This window comes from Streptomyces sp. TRM68367, assembly GCF_014495685.1.
Lineage (GTDB): Bacteria > Actinomycetota > Actinomycetes > Streptomycetales > Streptomycetaceae > Streptomyces.
The window spans coordinates 19536-35216 of sequence record NZ_JACTVI010000003.1 but is presented as its reverse complement, the minus strand read 5'-3'; the positions used below and the strand labels follow the sequence as shown (position 1 = coordinate 35216).

At 67.0% G+C, this 15681-nt stretch carries 17 protein-coding genes; 11 read left to right on the top strand and 6 right to left on the bottom strand.

Going from position 1 to position 15681, the window contains the following annotated elements; translation table 11 throughout:
* Window positions 1-17 precede the first annotated feature (17 nt).
* The 4 genes from H8R17_RS03030 to H8R17_RS03015 are packed head-to-tail and all read left to right on the top strand — an operon-like array spanning window position 18 to window position 3686.
* Complete coding sequence (locus tag H8R17_RS03030) at window positions 18-1040, top strand: NAD(P)-dependent oxidoreductase (RefSeq protein WP_187821540.1); 1023 nt, start codon at window positions 18-20, stop codon at window positions 1038-1040.
* On the top strand, window positions 1037-1792 hold the full coding sequence (locus tag H8R17_RS03025) for an HAD family hydrolase (protein WP_187821539.1): 756 nt from the start codon (window positions 1037-1039) through the stop codon (window positions 1790-1792). Before H8R17_RS03030 ends, H8R17_RS03025 begins: the two co-directional genes overlap by 4 nt.
* Window positions 1789-2688, top strand: a complete 900-nt coding sequence (locus H8R17_RS03020) for a glycosyltransferase (protein WP_187821538.1) — start codon at window positions 1789-1791, stop codon at window positions 2686-2688. The genes H8R17_RS03025 and H8R17_RS03020 overlap by 4 nt, the downstream gene beginning before the upstream one ends.
* Entirely contained in the window at window positions 2685-3686 is a 1002-nt protein-coding gene (locus tag H8R17_RS03015) for a glycosyltransferase (protein ID WP_187821537.1), read from the top strand. Before H8R17_RS03020 ends, H8R17_RS03015 begins: the two co-directional genes overlap by 4 nt.
* Window positions 3687-3696: 10 nt before the next feature.
* Here H8R17_RS03015 and H8R17_RS03010 read toward each other — a convergent pair whose 3' ends face one another.
* The 6 genes from H8R17_RS03010 to H8R17_RS02985 all read right to left on the bottom strand — a co-directional run bounded on the left by H8R17_RS03010 (window position 3697) and on the right by H8R17_RS02985 (window position 9945).
* Entirely contained in the window at window positions 3697-4527 is an 831-nt protein-coding gene (locus H8R17_RS03010) for an RNA methyltransferase (protein ID WP_187821536.1), read from the bottom strand.
* 227 nt (window positions 4528-4754) lie between these two features.
* Window positions 4755-5594, bottom strand: coding sequence for a phosphotransferase family protein (locus H8R17_RS03005; RefSeq protein ID WP_262504990.1), 840 nt, complete (start codon window positions 5592-5594; stop codon window positions 4755-4757).
* Between the two features lie 32 nt (window positions 5595-5626).
* Window positions 5627-7105 (bottom strand): helix-turn-helix domain-containing protein, encoded by a 1479-nt coding sequence (locus tag H8R17_RS03000; protein WP_187821534.1) that lies wholly within the window; start codon window positions 7103-7105, stop codon window positions 5627-5629.
* 106 nt (window positions 7106-7211) lie between these two features.
* Window positions 7212-7943 (bottom strand): HAD family hydrolase, encoded by a 732-nt coding sequence (locus H8R17_RS02995; RefSeq protein WP_187821533.1) that lies wholly within the window; start codon window positions 7941-7943, stop codon window positions 7212-7214.
* Window positions 7940-9307, bottom strand: coding sequence for a helix-turn-helix transcriptional regulator (locus H8R17_RS02990; RefSeq protein WP_316959295.1), 1368 nt, complete (start codon window positions 9305-9307; stop codon window positions 7940-7942). The genes H8R17_RS02995 and H8R17_RS02990 overlap by 4 nt, the downstream gene beginning before the upstream one ends.
* A gap of 455 nt (window positions 9308-9762) precedes the next feature.
* Window positions 9763-9945: a hypothetical protein gene (locus tag H8R17_RS02985; protein ID WP_187821532.1), complete on the bottom strand. Its 183-nt coding sequence runs from the start codon at window positions 9943-9945 to the stop codon at window positions 9763-9765.
* Window positions 9946-10192: 247 nt separating this feature from the next.
* On the opposite strand from H8R17_RS02985, the gene H8R17_RS02980 reads away from it, so the two are divergent.
* The 7 genes from H8R17_RS02980 (at window position 10193) to H8R17_RS02950 (ending at window position 15677) form a co-directional block, all read left to right on the top strand.
* Window positions 10193-10387: a hypothetical protein gene (locus tag H8R17_RS02980; protein ID WP_187821531.1), complete on the top strand. Its 195-nt coding sequence runs from the start codon at window positions 10193-10195 to the stop codon at window positions 10385-10387.
* A 180-nt stretch (window positions 10388-10567) separates the two neighbouring features.
* Window positions 10568-11848 carry a sensor histidine kinase gene (locus H8R17_RS02975; protein WP_187821530.1) on the top strand — a complete coding sequence of 427 codons (1281 nt, stop codon included), beginning with the start codon at window positions 10568-10570 and terminating at the stop codon, window positions 11846-11848.
* Window positions 11845-12264, top strand: a complete 420-nt coding sequence (locus H8R17_RS02970) for a roadblock/LC7 domain-containing protein (RefSeq protein ID WP_187821529.1) — start codon at window positions 11845-11847, stop codon at window positions 12262-12264. Before H8R17_RS02975 ends, H8R17_RS02970 begins: the two co-directional genes overlap by 4 nt.
* Window positions 12261-12608 carry a DUF742 domain-containing protein gene (locus tag H8R17_RS02965; protein WP_187821528.1) on the top strand — a complete coding sequence of 116 codons (348 nt, stop codon included), beginning with the start codon at window positions 12261-12263 and terminating at the stop codon, window positions 12606-12608. The genes H8R17_RS02970 and H8R17_RS02965 overlap by 4 nt, the downstream gene beginning before the upstream one ends.
* Window positions 12586-13188: an ATP/GTP-binding protein gene (locus tag H8R17_RS02960; RefSeq protein ID WP_187821527.1), complete on the top strand. Its 603-nt coding sequence runs from the start codon at window positions 12586-12588 to the stop codon at window positions 13186-13188. Before H8R17_RS02965 ends, H8R17_RS02960 begins: the two co-directional genes overlap by 23 nt.
* Window positions 13189-13250: 62 nt before the next feature.
* Window positions 13251-14420: a cytochrome P450 gene (locus H8R17_RS02955; RefSeq protein WP_316959294.1), complete on the top strand. Its 1170-nt coding sequence runs from the start codon at window positions 13251-13253 to the stop codon at window positions 14418-14420.
* Window positions 14421-14432: 12 nt separating this feature from the next.
* A complete protein-coding gene (locus H8R17_RS02950) occupies window positions 14433-15677 on the top strand; it encodes a cytochrome P450 (RefSeq protein WP_187821525.1) in 1245 nt (414 codons plus the stop codon).
* Window positions 15678-15681: the final 4 nt, after the last annotated feature.

The following is a 15681-nucleotide window of genomic DNA, read 5'->3' as shown; positions in this document are numbered from 1 at the left end:
ACAAAGGGAGACACGACATGCCCACGCATCTGGTGACCGGCGGCGCCGGTTTCATCGGGTCCCACCTCGCCGCAGCCCTGATCGAGCGCGGCGATGACGTCGTCGTCCTGGACAACCTCGACGGCGGCAAGACCGAGAACGTGCCCGTCGGCGCAACCCTCGTCGTCGGCTCGGTCGCCGACCAGGCCGCTGTCGCCGAACTCTTCGCCTCGTACAGCTTCGACAGCGTCTACCACCTGGCAGCCTTCGCCGCCGAAGGCATCAGCCACGCAGTCAAGCACCACAACTACTCCATCAACCTGCTCGGCAGCATCAACCTGATCAACGCCTCGCTGGCCGCCAAGGTCAAGTTATTCGGCTTCGCCTCATCGGTTGCCGTGTACGGCCACGGACACGTCCCCATGCGCGAGGACGAGCAGAGCATCCCTGCCGACAGTTACGGCAACGCGAAACTCGCCGTGGAGCGCGAACTCGCCGTCACCATGAAGCTGCAGGGCCTGCCTTACTTCGCCCTGCGCATGCACAACGTCTACGGCGAGCGGCAGAACATGGGCGACCCATACCGCAACGCCGTCGCCATCTTCCTCAACCAGATCATGCGCGGCGAACCGATCAGCGTGTACGGAGACGGCAGCCAGATCCGCGCCTTCACCTACGCCCCCGACATCGTCGGTACCTTCCTCGCCGCGGCCGACCATCCGGGCGCCTGGGGCCAGGTCTTCAATGTCGGTTCCTCGCAGACCACCACCGTGCTGGAGATGGCCCACGCCGTGCGTACCGCCATGGGCGTCCCCGACCACCCGATCACGCACCTGGCGGCCCGCGATGAGGTCCACGCTGCGTACACCGACAACAGCCTCGCCCGTAAGACGCTCGGCGACTGGACCGACACCGCGCTTGCCGAAGGACTGCGGCGCACCGCGGCCTGGGCTCGCGAGCAGGGCCCCGTGGAGCCCACGACCACACTCAGCATCGAGAACGACACCACGGAGAAGCCCGAGTGGTTCGAGTGGGCTGCTGGTCGGGCGGCCACGGCATGACCGGCTGCACCCTCGCTGTCGACGTCGGCGGCATCCTCTATTACGACGTACCCTTCGACCTCGCCTGGCTCCAGGGCGTCTGGGAGCTCGCACAGGCGGACGACCCGGCCCTCACCAAGGACGCCTTCCTCCAGGCCATGCGCGACTTCTACCGAGGCCGCGTGCCCGGAACACCCCCGCCCAGCCTCTTCCCGCCCAACGGCACGAAGAGCTGGCAGCGCATCCGCGAACGGTGGACCTCGCTCATCCAGCCCATCCCGGGAGCCGTCGACGCGCTCAGCGACCTCGCCGGGGAGTACGAGGTGTGTATCGTCGCCAACCAACCTCCGGAATGCCTCGCCGCCCTGCGTGTTCTCGGCATCGAGCACCAGGTCCAACTCGTCGCACTCGACTCCCTCGTCGGCTACGCCAAACCCGACCCCCGGCTCTTCAAATGGGCCCTGGACCGGCTGGGCTGGAAGCCGGAACACACCATGGTCGTCGGCGACCGGACCGACCACGACGCTGCTCCAGCACTCGCTCTCGGCTGCTCAGTCGCGATCGTCAACGTCGACAGTGGGTGGAGCGCGCCTGCTGGGGTCGATCCCGAGATCGTGACCACCTATCGCGAACTGAAGGCCCGGCGCGGCCGCACAACCGAGGGGAGCACAGGTTGCTGGGCCATCGCCGCCCTCGGGGACCTGGCCGATGTGCTGCGGGCGATCGGCCACAAAGAGCGCAGCCCACGGCCCAACCAGGAGGTGCGTCCGTGACCCCCGGCGCCGACCTGCCCCTCACCATCGCCATCTGCAGCAACCGCCCCAACAGCCTGCCGGGAGCCGTCGTCCGTACCGCCGCGGCGATGGGCCCCCGCGACCGGCTGCTGATCATCGCGGACATGCCCGCCCAGCACCTTCCCGCACTGCCCACGAGCGCCTCGCCGCCTCCGTCACGTATCCGCGTCATCTGCAACGAGGGAAACCAGGGACTCGCCCACAGCCGCAACAAGGCCTTGAAGGAGGCCACGACACGGCACCTCGTCTTCCTCGACGACGACATCGTGCCCACCGCCGAGGCTCTGACGCAGATACGGGCCGCTCTGACCGCTGGCGTACAGGTCACCGGGACGAGGATCACCGCCCATCTTCAGGGGCTCCGCCGCCCGTGGTTCCTCACCTCGGGACAGCTGCACTACCTCGGATCCCACGCTCCTGCCCGGCCGGCCTCGATCTGGGGCGGCAGCTTCGCCATCGACTCGGAGCACGCCCGCTTGCTCGGAGTCGGCTTCGACGAACGCCTCGGCCGGATCGGCAGCTCCCTCACCTCCGCCGAGGACACCACCTTCGTGCGAGAGATGATCGCGCGCGGCGCCACCGCGACGATCCTGCACGACGCCGAGGTCCAACACCTGATCCCCGCTCACCGGTTGACCTTGTCCTACCTGCTGCGCCGCGCCTTCTGGCAGGGGCGTAGCGAAGCACGGCGCAACGACGCGCGGCGAGGCATCGAGAAGGAATGGAACCGCAACCGGTCGGGGGACGGCGCCCGTCCAGTGCGAGCCGCCCTCGCTGTGCTTTACACCGCCAGCGTTCTTCTCGGAGTTGCCCGGGAGGCCTTCACACGAAGCCGGACCAGGGCCACCGACATCGAGACTGGGAGTGACCGATGAAGGTGGCCATGGTCATTCCGCCCTATCGGTACGGCGCTGACCCCAGGCAGTGGATCACCGTGCCACCCCAGGGCTACGGCGGGATCCAGTGGGTCGTCGCCACGCTCATGGACGGACTGCTGGCGGCCGGATGCGAGATCCTGCTCCTTGGAGCGCCAGGAAGCCCCGTGCAGGAGGGGGTCACGGTATCTGCCGCGGTCGAGGCGCCCGACATCCACGCCGCCATTGAGACGTTCGGCCCGGACATCGTCCACGACCACTCGAACACCGCCGCACTGCCAATCGGCGACCCCAGGCCAACGGTGAGTACACACCACCTCAACGGCATGCCTGAGCGGCAGATCAACGGCATCTACCTCTCCTGCGCTCAACGCACCGCCGCGGGGTCCGTGTCCGCCCCGGTGATCCGGCTGCCGGTCAACCCCTCGCGATATCCATTCCAGGAGGCGAAGGACGACTACCTCCTCTTCCTGGGAAGGGTCTCCGCGCACAAGGGCGTACACGAGGCGGCCATGTTCGCGCACGCCGCCGGCCTGCCGCTGACGGTCGCTGGACCAGCCTGGGAGAAGGACTACGTGAACGCCCTGCTCACCGACTTCCCGCACACCGTCCGCTACGTGGGCGAGGTCGGCGGCAGCGCCCGAACCCGACTGATCGCACGCGCCCGAGCACAACTCGTGCTGTCCCAGCCGTGGGGAGGACCGTTCGGCGGACGATGGATCGAGCCCGGCGCCACCGTGGTTTCGGAGGCCGCAGCCAGCGGCACCCCGGTGATCGCCAGCGACAACGGATGCCTGCCCGAGATCGTCCCCGGTGTCGGCACGGTGCTCCCGGTCGGGCAGGAGATCACACCCAGTGACGCGAAGCGCGTGCTGGCATCGCTGCCCCAGGCCAAGGCCGTGCGCGAAACAGCGGTGGACCGATGGGGCCACCACGCCATCGCCAGCCAGTACCTGGCGGTATACACGAGAGCGGTCAGAGGCGAGGTCTGGACGTGACCTCGGCAGGTCACGCTGTGCGCTGCTTCGCCAGACGCTGGCGGCGCGCCTCGTAGAGAACGACGGAAGCAGCGTTCGACGCGTTCAGGGAGCTGGCCGAGCCCGTCATCGGAATGCTGACCACGTGGTCGCAGAGCTCACGCCAGGCCGCGCTGAGGCCTGCGGTCTCATTGCCGACGAGCAGAAGGACGGGCTGGGTCAGGTCGAATTCCGAGACGTCGGCGTCACCGTCCTCGTCCGTGCCGACGACGGCCACCGGTCGTCCCTGAGCGCGCTCCTTCTCCAGCCACTCCATGACCTCGTGGTGCGACTGGCTGCGCACCACGGGCACGGCGAAGAAGGATCCCGTGGAGGCGCGTACCGACTTGGGGTCGTAGGGGTCCGCGGCGTGCCCCGTCACGATGAGCCCGTCGGCGCCGAACGCGTCGGCCGACCGCACGATGCTCCCGATGTTGCCGGGCTGCGTCGGCCGGTCGAAGACCAGACCGAGGAAGTCGTCGCGAACCTTGATCCGAGACAGGCTGTCCGGCGCCATCTCGACCACCGCCAGGACCTCCGCAGCCCCGTCGGCCTTCTCGCTCAACTCGGCGAGCAACTGCGGCGCCATCGCGACGCGCTCGGCGCCGACACCGCGCAGCAGATCCTCCGCCCATCGGGAGAGCGGGCGGCTGGCGTCGTAGAGCAGGGAACGAACGGTCCAGCCGTGCTCCACAGCCATCGTGATCGGACGTACGCCCTGGACCAGGAACTCCTTGGCACGCCCTCGCTTGGTGCGGTTGTTGAGCAGCGTCTGCAGCTGCTGGAAACGGGCATTGCGGGTCGTGATCCGCTGCACTGCCACCCGTCCTCCAAACCGAAGTTGATTGTTGCGAACCCGCTCGTCCCAGGTGGAACACGGCGACGGGCACCCAGCAGGTTACACGGATCTGGATCGTAACTGTACGTGTTCGTTCGATCACGCCAATCGGGTGCGTCATTCAGTGACAGCGCACGCGAGATCGTCCTGTTGACAACCGCTACAGCAGTGCTGGGAACGGACAGCTGACTTCCGACGCAGTCATGGAGTTCTCACGCCGAACCCCATTTTGCTTGGGTGTCCGTGTTCCTGAGCGTCTCGATGCGATACGACAACTGCTCCGCAGCAGCCGTGTCCCCGCGATCCGCACGCCGAATGAAGGAGCCGAGTGTGTGCAGGTCCCGAATGCCACATAGGAGTGGAAGACCAGGCCAACGCCGGATGTCGTAGCCGTACTGAAGGCTGAAGTCATCCAGCTCTGCGGAGGTGCGGCCAAAGCGCACTCCTTGGAAGGTGTTGGCCAAGTCGATCTCTCGCGGACCGGACGCTGCCTCGTCCCAGTCTCCAAGCCTGACGTCCTGCTCGTCCCAGAGGGTGTTGCCCGGATAGGCGTCGCCGTGGATGTGCCCGTGCCCCAAGGGGAAATCGAGCTCTCCGTAAGCATGGAGGAGTTCTTGCCGGCTCTCCATGAGCCACGCCCGCTGGTTCGGTGCCAGGTAGGTGCTGGATTCCACGGCGGTCTTGAGTGAGGCAAGCGGTTGGTGCCGCGGCAGTGTCACCGGCGGGGGCGGTAGAGAATGCAGAGTTCTCAGTAGAGCGCCCAACCGTCCAGACGGAGGCGCCCCGTGCGCGGGCTGCGGGTAGTGCCGCCAAAACGTGACGACGTACGGCTCGTATGCCACCGGCTGGGACACGTCGACGGGCTCCGTCGCCGGAAAGCCGTTCGCGATGAGCCAGCGCGTGAGAGAGACGGCCGTTGTCAGGCGCCGCTGCTGCGAGACGGGACTGACACGGACCACAACGCCCTCTGCAGCAAGTAGGAACACAGAAGTGGCGTGGTGGTGAAGCGGGACGAGGGAGCGGTCTGTCAGACCTGATGCCCGGCAGGCCATGCGGGCGGCGGACTCGGGAGAGACCGTCATTGTCATGAGGTGAGGGCCTTCGCTCTCGTGTCGATCACCTGATACCCGCGAGTGGCGTCGGCGAGCTCGCGAACAACCCGGCTCCGGGCGAACCGTGGTTCTTCGAGAAGCTTAGCTACTCCCTGCACAGCGTCGCCGAGCTGTCGGATACGACGGTCGACCGGCAGTTCCAGGATGGGCTGTAGTTGCTCGCCAGCTCCCTCTATCTCCCCTGCGGCGATGCGCGCTGTGACGATGTCGAGGCGCGCCAGTGCTTCGTCGCCGTACGATCGCTGCTCCTTCGGGCCCATCTCGTACAGATCGATCGCGGCGGCGGCGTGCTGCTCGGCCCTCTCGTGTTCGCCGAGGAGGGCGTACGTTCCGCCGATGTAGTACTCCTGCTTGGCTTCCGGGAAGGTGAGCAACCCCCCGAATCTCGTGAGTCCGTTGGGGTCTGTCTGCTGCTCGCGGGCACGCTCAAGTTCCTTCAGAGCCGCCAGTGCCGTGTTCCGGTCTCCGACGCGTGCCGCGGCCCTGGCCCCGATCGCCGCGGTTCTGACCCGGGTCTCGCCGACGGGGGCGAACTGGATCGCCTGTTGCGTGTACTCAAGGGCTGTGTACCGGTGGGTTGACCACTCCGCGATCAACGCGGCTGTGCCCTTGACCCATGCCCGGAGATCGTCGTGGTCGGCATGCTCAGCGAGGGTCCCGGCCGTCTGGAGCTGGGCGACAGCGGCGTCCTGGTCACCGAGATTCTGTGACGCGTGGGCGAGGAGCAGGCAGCTCGTGCCAGCGAGGAGGCACAACTCGCGTGTTTGGCCCGGGGGTTGGTGGCCGCTCAGCAGCGAGAAGAGTTGGTTTCTCGTCGACAGCAAGTCGTGGAAGAGCGGGTACAGCGGAGCATGGACGTAGTCCGTCGCGATCCGGGTGATCCTCGATTCCAACCCCTCAAGCTCGACGTCGCTCACGTTGCTCTTCGTGACCACTTCTGCGAACTGCAGCGACTGGGCCGCAGCTTGTGTCGCGAGCTCATAGAGGTCCGCTGCCTGCTCGCCGGTCGCAACCTGGAGATCGACGGCGGGCGGGCCTGGGTGCGGCAACGGCAGTGGCGTGAGGGCTGACTGATACTCACGGAACGGTGGGGGGAGCAAGGCGTCGGGTGTTTCGATGCCGTTAAGGAACCTCGCGACCTTGTCGAGGTTCGTCAGCCGGCGGGTTCCTGCTTCGAGCATGGACAGGAAACCCTGGCTGAGCCCCGTCATGTGGGCCATGTCCTCCTGGCGGAGCTTCGCCCGCTCGCGGATGAGACGGCTTGCCCGCCCGAAGTCCCAGGCGGCGAGTGCAGCCTGAACTTCCGGATCGTGCCAGACCGTGTCCGGAACGCGGTCTTGAAGGCGGATGTCGAGACGTCTGTCGCGTGCGCACGTGGAACAGCGGTCCTCATCGTTGTACTGGCTTAAGCGGCATCCGCAGTCAGCGCATACGCGAGTGGGCCTTGGCATCACACCCCCGTTTCTCGTCTGCGCCCAAGAGCGTAGGCGGGGCGTGCGCCTGCCGGTATCACTCATGTAATACGGGCAGTTGAGGCCTTCTACGGGGCAGCCGCAATCAGGTGCGATTGCGGGTCGTCGTGGCGATCGCGTCCAGGAGCCGAGGAACGCCTTCGAGACTGTCGAGGACCAGGTCGGCGCCGGCCGCGGCAAGTTCGTCGGCGGTGGTCTTGCCAGACGCGACTCCGATCACAGGAGCTCCGCCGTCAAGCCCAGTACGGACGTCTTCGAGCGAGTCTCCGATGATGACGGTGTTGGTGCGGGTGAAGGCGGTGGTCCCGTACTTGGCCTGGGCTCGTTCCTGTGCGACGGCGACGAGAGCTGGACGGTGGTCGTTGTCCGAGGAGTATCCGCCGATCTCCGTGTCAAGGAACTCGTCGAGGTGGAACGCTTCGAGCTTCAGCAGCGCGTTGGGCTTGAGGTTTCCTGTGACGACGGTAGGAACACAGCCCGGTTGCGCGTGTACGGCCTTGAGAGCGTCCACGGCGCCAGGCAGAAGCACGCCTTGCTCACGAAGGTCGTCGGCGTGCGCGGCGAGGCGCTGCGGCAGGAGTTCCACCATACGCGGCACCAGGCCGGGGACGTCTGCCTCGGGGACGCCGTTGTCCAGGAGCAGGGATCGAATGGCGAGGGGCATGGTGACGCCGGTGCCGCGGGCCGGAAGGCGTTCCGCGGGGCGGCCGACGATCTCGGCGAAGGTCTCCCGGTACACCTGCCGGTCGATGTCACCGACGTACAGCAGGGTGCGGTCGATGTCCCACAGCACGAGGATCTGCCTGGCGTCGGTCAAGTTCGGCTCCCTGTTGCCGTCATGGCGGCGCGTCGCTCCAGTACGTCTTGAGCGTACGGGCTGTGGGCGACGGGGTGGAGTTGTTGGATCATGCTCGTGACGTGGCTATCGAACCGTGCCGACTGAAGCTTCTCGGCGAGGTCGAGGACCTCGTGTGCCGTGGCGCAGCCGGCTTCGAGGTCACCCTGCTCGATGTGGGCGGTTGCGGCGCGGGAGAGGAACAGCCCTCTGGTGCGGTGGTCCGCTGGGTTGAGTGCCTCCCGCGCCCTCGTGAAGCTGGCGACGGCGCTGCGGGGGTCGCCGAGGTCGAGGTAGCAGCTGCCGGTCTGTCCGTGGATCTCGCCGTCGTTGATCCAGTAGAGCCAGTGCGGGTCGTGTTCTGACCTGCCTTGGGCGCACAGTTCAGCGGCTCTTCCGAGCGCGGTGAGCGCCGCCTGGCGTTCGCCGAGTTTGGCGTGCCCGCGGGCCTGTCGGGTCAGGAGCATCGCTTCGAGTGCGGGCGTGCCGAGTTTCCTGATCTTGTCGCGGGCCCGCTGTGCTGCTGTGACGGCGTGGTGCGGAGCTCCGGTGGAGTAGCCGTGGATGGCGATGTAGGACAGGGCGCCGGCGCCGAGCCGTGCGTCTTGTGAGGCTTTAGCGGCGCGGAGTGCGGCGTAGAGGTAGCTGAGTGGGCGGTCGCGGTCGCCGGAGTCGAAGACGAACCATCCGGTCTGGGTGGCGGTGTCGGCGATGATCGCCGCGAGCCGTCGCCCTGTGGCCTCGTCGTACGACGTTTCTTCCGCGAGCTGCTTGAGGAACTGGAGGTGGCGGTTTCCGAGATTCGTGAGGGTGCCGCTGCCGTCACTCGCGTCCATGGTTCGCAGGCTGTCGGTGGTGCGCTGGAGGCCGTCAAGGAGATCGTCGGTGAGGCGGCTTCCCTGCATAGCTCGATGGAGGGGTTCGGCTTCGGCGGTGTCCCACGCGCTCACGAACGCGGTGAGGGCGACGCCGCTTGCGGTGAGGAATCGTCGACGGTCCATCGCGCTGCCTCCTACCGCGGTATCCAGTGCTGCCACCATACGGGCCGCGGTCCAGGGCAGGCTGGGATCAGCGTCGCCGGCGAACTGGGCCGGCTGCTCCTGCGTGGCCGGGGCAGGAGGATTCGGGAGTGGAAGCGCGACCAGGTCGGCGGGTACACCGAGGCCGGTGAGGAACTCGATGATCTTGTCGATGTTGGTGAGGCGTCGGTTGCCCTTCTCCAGCATGGACAGGAACGCCTGGCTGAGGCCCGTGAGGTGGGCCATGTCCTCTTGACGGAGACCACCGCGGAGTCGGATGAGGCGGCTGGCTCTACCGAAATCCCAAGCTGCGAGCGCGTTTCGCACATCTGGGTCGTTCCAGATGTGTTCCGGGATGGTAAGGGCGTGTTTCTCCCGTGTTCGTGAGCGAATGCAGGCGGCGCAGAGAGTGTCCGTGTTGTACTGGCTCAGGGAGCAGCCGCACCGGTCACAGCGTCGCTGCGCCTGCTGAAGCACTCTTTCCTCCCCTGGCCGAGCGCACGTGGTTCCCGGCCTTTCCGGAACCGGAATCACCTCAGTGATATCACCCTCGGAATGTGCGTAATCGCCTTTCGGTAAACAGTCTTAGGGATCAGCCAACGTCCTTGTGACAGCAGTTGCTTGGTCAAGCGGCTCAGTCAGTGTGTCCGGACGCACAGGAGATCCCGGTGATTGTCTCGCCAGGCCGAGTTGAAGCCGCCCCTGATCCGCCCGCTGCCCAGCGGCCAGTCGCACCTTTGGTGCCGCGGGCCGGCTGGCAGCGGTTGCAGCGTCGCTCCCTCTCACCGGAGTCGGCGTTGCCGCTCGCACAGACCGAACTGCCCTGGCGGATCCAGCTCGCGTCCCATCCGCTGCCGCGACTCGGGCCCGTCGATGTCGTGCAGGCTGGACTGCTCGTTGGGTTGCGTGCCGTCGAGGGTGCCCGAATCCGGGGACTCGCTGTGGGGCCGGTGCTCTGCTGCCACGTGCACTCCCGAGTCCACATCCCGGTCGAAGCAGGCGCGGCAGACCGGTGGCACGCTCCGCAGACGCTTTGTCGGTCGGGCCGCATGTGGGAGTGCGCGCTCGACGGACACGCCGCCGGGTACTTGCGCTGCGCGACGGTATGGCTGCTTCCCCCTGACGGACATCCAGAAGGCACCGACAGCGCCGCGCTCCTTCACTGGCTCGCCCTGACGCGGTCGGCCGGCGCGCGCAACAGGGAGATGGCGTATGGCGGTTAGCATCTCGGCCGTCGTCCTCCTCGGGATCATCACATTCCTGCTCATCAAGAAGGGCGGACTGAAGGCGGCGCACGCGATCGTCTGCACGCTCTTCGGCTTCTACCTCGCCAGTTCGTCGATCGCGCCAACGATCTCCAAGGCCACGGCGAGCCTCGTGGACATGATCGGCGGGATCAAGTTCTAGGCGCCTCGCCGACGACCTCCGTGACATGGGGCAGCCCGCTTTCGTCTCCGCTCAACTATCGCCAGTCGGGCGGTCCCTCGATTCACCGGTCCCGTGCTCTGTCGCTGTCCCCTTCGACCCCCATTGAGAGAACCGATGAGACACGAAACAGCCGTCGCGGCATCCATTGGCCTGGCCGCCGTGCTCGTTGTCGCGCTCGGGCTGGCTGCATACTTCGCCTGGCTTTCCGCCAAGCACCGTGCCCAGGCTGCGCGTTGGCAGGAGATCGCCGCTGCCCAGGACATGGCCCTGATCGCGCTGATCTCACAGGGCCTTGAACCAGTCACGGGCTCGCTCCAGAGGCCACAGCCGACGTCGGCAGAGTTCGCGGTTCCGGACTGTCTCGCCGGTTCCGCCTTCGTGGAGAACCTCCGCGTGCTCGGCGAGCGGTATGTCGCCGACCTGCACCAGGTGCAACAAGCGACTGCGGCTTCGACACGTCAGCAAGTCGAAGCCGAGGCACGCGAGTCAGCGAAGGGAGCCGTCAAGTCCTTCGCCACCGCGATGGTGAGCACCGGCATCAACGTGAGCAGCGAGATCGCCCAGGCCCTCCGCCGGCATCATGGCAGTGCGATCTTCGCGACGCTGACCAAGATCGATCACGGCGTCCAGCAGATGCTGCACCAGGCACAGTCCTACGTCGTGCTTGCTGGAGGGTTGCTTGGGCAGAGGTGGCCGGCCAGCGCACTCACGGACGTTGTCGGGGCGGCCCAGGGCGCGATCCCTGACTACGCGCGCATCCAGCCGTACGCGTCGGACCGGGCAGTGATCGCCCGCATGGTCGGGCCGGTGAAGCTGATTCTGAGCCACCTGCTCGACAACGCTGCTCGCTATTCGCCGCCCCAGACCCACGTGGAGGTGAGCGCTCAGCACGGCCACCACGGCGTCACTCTCCTTATTGACGACGCCGGCAAGCGCATGAGCGAGGAGCAGTTGGAGCGGGCGCGGCGCATCCTGGACGGCCGCCATGAGGTCGACATCCTCAACATGGAGGCGCATCCGAGGGTCGGCTTCCCGGTGATCGCGCTCCTTGCCCGCCGGTATGGCATCAAGGTGGTGCTGTCGGACTCCAACCGCTACGGCGGCATGTGCGCCTCGGTCTTCCTGCCCGAGGCCCATCTCACCACCGCCCTGGCCGAACTCGAACCGGCCCCGCAGCCCACCAGTGTGGAAGCGCACGCGCCTTCGCAGCCTGTGCTGACAGAGAACGGGCTGCCGACACGCACGTCTCGCCAACCGATGCATCAGCCCCAGCAGGACCCTCCTGGGCGCCGTACGAGTACCGAGCCGGCACGGCCCGCGGTCATCGGCGCGTGGCAGCAGGCAACCAGACAGGCTCGCGGCACGGCCGCAACCCCGCTGGAACACGCCCAGGACACGGCCGTCCGCACCGACCAGGAAGAAAGGTCCCTCGACTCATGACGACGCAGGCGAACAAGCTCGGCTGGATGCTCGGGGACCTTTCGAGCATGCCGGATGTCCGCTACGCAGTCCTCCTGGCCACGGATGGGCTTGCATTGGGCCACTCGGAATCTGTGGACCGCGACACGGCGGACAAGATCGCCGCATCTACCAGCGGCTTTCACTCCATCGGCGTCGCCATGGCCCCCTACACCGGCGGCAAGAAGAACGGTCTGCGCCAAGTCGTGGGCGAGTTCGACGAGGGACTCCTGTTCGTCAAGACAGTCGGCCACAACGCGTTGCTGGCGGTCTCGACGACCGAGACGGTGGACGCCGAAGTCCTTACCTACCGGATGAACGGACTGACCGAGCGCCTCGGTGCGGAACTGTCCAGCCCGGCGCGCAACCAAGGTGACGAAGGCGGCGCTCGGCCATGAGCGCTCTGCGGCGCGATCCCGACATGGTCCGAGCGTATGTCCGCACACGAGGGCACTCATCGCCGTCCCGCGACGGCCTGACTCTGACGACCCTGGTTCGCGCCGCAGACCGCCCACTCCACGGCCTCGACGTCGAAGCCCAGCGGGTCCTGCGGATCTGCCACGGTCCGCTCGTGATCGCCGAGATCGCCTCGCTCCTCGACCTGCCACCCACCGTCGCCCTCATCGTCGTCTCTGGACTTCTCGATACCGGCCACCTCGACACCCCGGCGTCGGCACCGGCCGACCAGCCGGACATCAGCGTCATAGAGGAAGTGCTCAATGGACTCCGTGCTCTCGTCTGAGCACCAATACCTCCCCGCCACCGTGACCCGATCAGCGAAGATCCTGATCGCCGGCCACTTCGGGGCAGGGAAGACGACGCTGGTCGGCAGCGTGTCGGAAATCAGACCGCTGAGGACCGAGGAGCCGATCACAGAAGCCAGCACCGGCATCGACGACCTCGCCGGCCTGCCCAGCAAAACGGAGACGACGGTCGCTTTCGACTTCGGCCGCCGTACCCTCAGCCCCCGACTGGCCCTCTACCTGTTCGGCACCCCAGGCCAGAACCGGTTCACTCCCTTCTGGGAGCACCTCTTCCACGGGGCACTGGGCGCGCTGGTCCTCGTCGACACCCGTCGGCTCCAAGACTCCGACACCGTCCTTGGGCTCTTCGAAGAACGCGGCCTGCCATTCGGCGTCGCCGTCAACGAATTCGAAGGCGCTCCACGATACGACCTCGACGAGATCCGGCAGGCCCTGGCCCTCGACGACGACGTAGTGCTCACCTCCTGCGACGCCCGCGACGAAGTGTCCTCCATCCACGCGCTGATCGCGTTCGTCGAATACCTCCACCGATCCAGCCGACTGGAGCACCTGTCGTGAATACGCCGCCACCGACACCGCGGACCAGCCACCACGCACCCGCAGGTCAGATGCGATTCGCCATGTACGCACCGGAATTCGCAGCCGACCCCTACCGCTTCTACGCGCAGATGCGAGAGCACCACGGAACGCTGGCCCCGGTCTACCTCGACCCCGATGTGCCTGCCACGTTGGTGATCGGCTATCAGACCGCAGTCCGCATCCTCCACGACCCCGTACGGTTCCCCGCCGACCCGCGGGTCTGGCAACAGGGCGTCCCCGCGCACTGCCCGGTCCTGCCAATGCTGGAGCACCGTCCCAACGCCCTGCGCAATTCCGGGCCCGCTCACGCTCGTTACCGTGCCGCGAACACGTCCGCCCTCGACCATGTCCGCCAGCACGAACTGCAGAACATGGTGCAGCAGATCGCCATACCCCTGATCAACGAGATCTGCGAGGCGGGCCAGGCGGACCTGCTGACGCAGTACGCACAACCTCTGTCGTTCCAGGTCCTCAACGCGATCCTCGGCTGCCCGCCGGAGATCGGGCAACGTGTAGCCGGCGGGATGGCCGCGATCTTCGACGGCGTAAACGCTGAGGCCGGCAACGTCATGCTCATCGAGGCTCTCGGAGAACTCGTCGACCTCAAGCGTCGCCATCTCGGGATGGACATCACTACCGGCCTGCTGATGCACCCGACGCAGCTGAACGATCTGGAGCTGATGCACCAACTGGTCACCCTCTACGGCGCCGGAATCGAGCCCGAACAGAACACCATTGCCAACACCCTGCGGCTAATCCTCAGCGATGAGCGGTACTCCGGCGACGTACTGCGGGGGAGCCTCAGCGTGCGTGACGCCCTCGACGAACTGCTCTTCGTCGACCCTCCACTGGCCAACTTCTGCGTGTCGTATCCGCCACGCCCGGTCGAGGTCGACGGCGTCGTCCTGCCAGCCCATCAGCCGGTCGTCATCAGCATGGCCGCCTGCAACAACGACCCCGCGGTCATCTCGGACCAGCGGGCCGGCAACCGCTCCCACCTGACGTGGAGCGCCGGACCCCATGCCTGCCCCGCTCAGCCCCTGGCCTACCTCATCGCCCAAGTGGCCATTGAGCAGATCCTCGACGCCCTCCCAGAGATGGAACTTGCCGTCCCCGCCGACCACCTCACCTACCGCCCCGGCCCGTTCCACCGGTCCCTGACCGGCCTGCCGGTCCACTTCCCCCCGTCGCCGCGCCTCACTCTGACCTAGGGAGAACCCGACATGGACCGCACCCAGCCCCTCGTCCTCGACCCCACCGGCCGTGCCCGCGCGGCCGAAGAAGCCGCCCTCCACACCGCCGGTCCCACCACGCTCGTGGACATCCTCGGCGTGACCGCCTGGTCGGTCAGCGACCCGGCCATCCTCAAGAACCTCCTGAACGACCCCCGGGTGTCCAAGGACGCCAGCAGGCACTGGCCAGCATTCATCAGCGGCAAGATCACCGAGAAGTGGCCCCTGGCCCTGTGGGTCGGCGTGGACAACATGTTCACCGCCTACGGAGACAACCACCGGCGGCTGAGGCGTCTCGTCAGCAAGGCGTTCACCGCCCGACGCACCGCCGAGATGGTGCCGCGCATCGAACAGATCACTGCCCGCCTCATCGACCGAATAGCCCGGACCCAGCCCGGCGAGGTCGTCGAGCTGCGCGAGGCCCTCGCCTTCCCTCTGCCGATCCAGGTCATCGGCAATCTCATGGGTCTGCCCGAGGACGTGTGGCCCCGCTTCCGCACCGTGGTCGACGGCGTCTTCGACACCACGCTCAGCAGCGAGGAGGCCCGCGCCAACACCATGGCCCTGTACGGCATCCTCACCGAGCTGGTCGAATCGAAGCGGGCCACCCCTGGCCAGGACATCACGTCGGCACTCATCGACGTACGCGACGACGAGGGCGACGGCTCCGTTCTCACGGAGCAGGAACTCCTGGACACGCTGCTCCTGATCATCAGCGCCGGCTACGAGACGACCGTCAACCTGCTCGATCAAGCCGTCACCGCGCTGCTCACCCGCCCCGACCAAATCGCTCACGTCCGCGCGGGACGCGCCTCCTGGGACGACGTGATCGAGGAGTCCCTCCGCTACGCCTCGCCCATCAGCCACCTGCCGCTTCGGTATGCCGTCGAGGACATCCCCCTCCCGGACGGGATCGTGATCCGTCAGGGCGAGGCGATCCTCGCCTCGTACGGCGCCGCCGGCCGCCATCCAAACCTGCACGGCACCACCGCGGGAACATTCGACGTCATGCGGGACGACAAGCAACATCTCGCCTTCGGACACGGCGCGCACTTCTGCCTCGGCGCTCCCCTGGCCCGAGCCGAAGCGCGCGCCGCGCTCCCCGCCCTCTTCGACACCTTCCCGGACATGGCCCTCGCCGTGCCGCCCGAGGAGCTCGAGCCGGTGGCGAGCCTCCTCGTCAACGGGCACCGCACAGTGCCCGTGCGGCTGCAGTCCATGCGCCAATCCGACTGAGCCG

Bases quoted from the DNA above. Each gene is read 5' to 3' on its own strand.
- H8R17_RS03030 (WP_187821540.1), top strand. From the start codon at position 18: ATGCCCACGCATCTGGTGACCGGCGGCGCCGGTTTCATCGGGTCCCAC.
- H8R17_RS03025 (WP_187821539.1), top strand. From the start codon at position 1,037: ATGACCGGCTGCACCCTCGCTGTCGACGTCGGCGGCATCCTCTATTAC.
- H8R17_RS03015 (WP_187821537.1), top strand. From the start codon at position 2,685: ATGAAGGTGGCCATGGTCATTCCGCCCTATCGGTACGGCGCTGACCCC.
- H8R17_RS03005 (WP_262504990.1), bottom strand. From the start codon at position 5,594: ATGGCCTGCCGGGCATCAGGTCTGACAGACCGCTCCCTCGTCCCGCTT.
- H8R17_RS03000 (WP_187821534.1), bottom strand. From the start codon at position 7,105: ATGCCAAGGCCCACTCGCGTATGCGCTGACTGCGGATGCCGCTTAAGC.
- H8R17_RS02980 (WP_187821531.1), top strand. From the start codon at position 10,193: ATGGCGGTTAGCATCTCGGCCGTCGTCCTCCTCGGGATCATCACATTC.
- H8R17_RS02970 (WP_187821529.1), top strand. From the start codon at position 11,845: ATGACGACGCAGGCGAACAAGCTCGGCTGGATGCTCGGGGACCTTTCG.
- H8R17_RS02965 (WP_187821528.1), top strand. From the start codon at position 12,261: ATGAGCGCTCTGCGGCGCGATCCCGACATGGTCCGAGCGTATGTCCGC.
- H8R17_RS02960 (WP_187821527.1), top strand. From the start codon at position 12,586: ATGGACTCCGTGCTCTCGTCTGAGCACCAATACCTCCCCGCCACCGTG.
- H8R17_RS02955 (WP_316959294.1), top strand. From the start codon at position 13,251: ATGTACGCACCGGAATTCGCAGCCGACCCCTACCGCTTCTACGCGCAG.
- H8R17_RS02950 (WP_187821525.1), top strand. From the start codon at position 14,433: ATGGACCGCACCCAGCCCCTCGTCCTCGACCCCACCGGCCGTGCCCGC.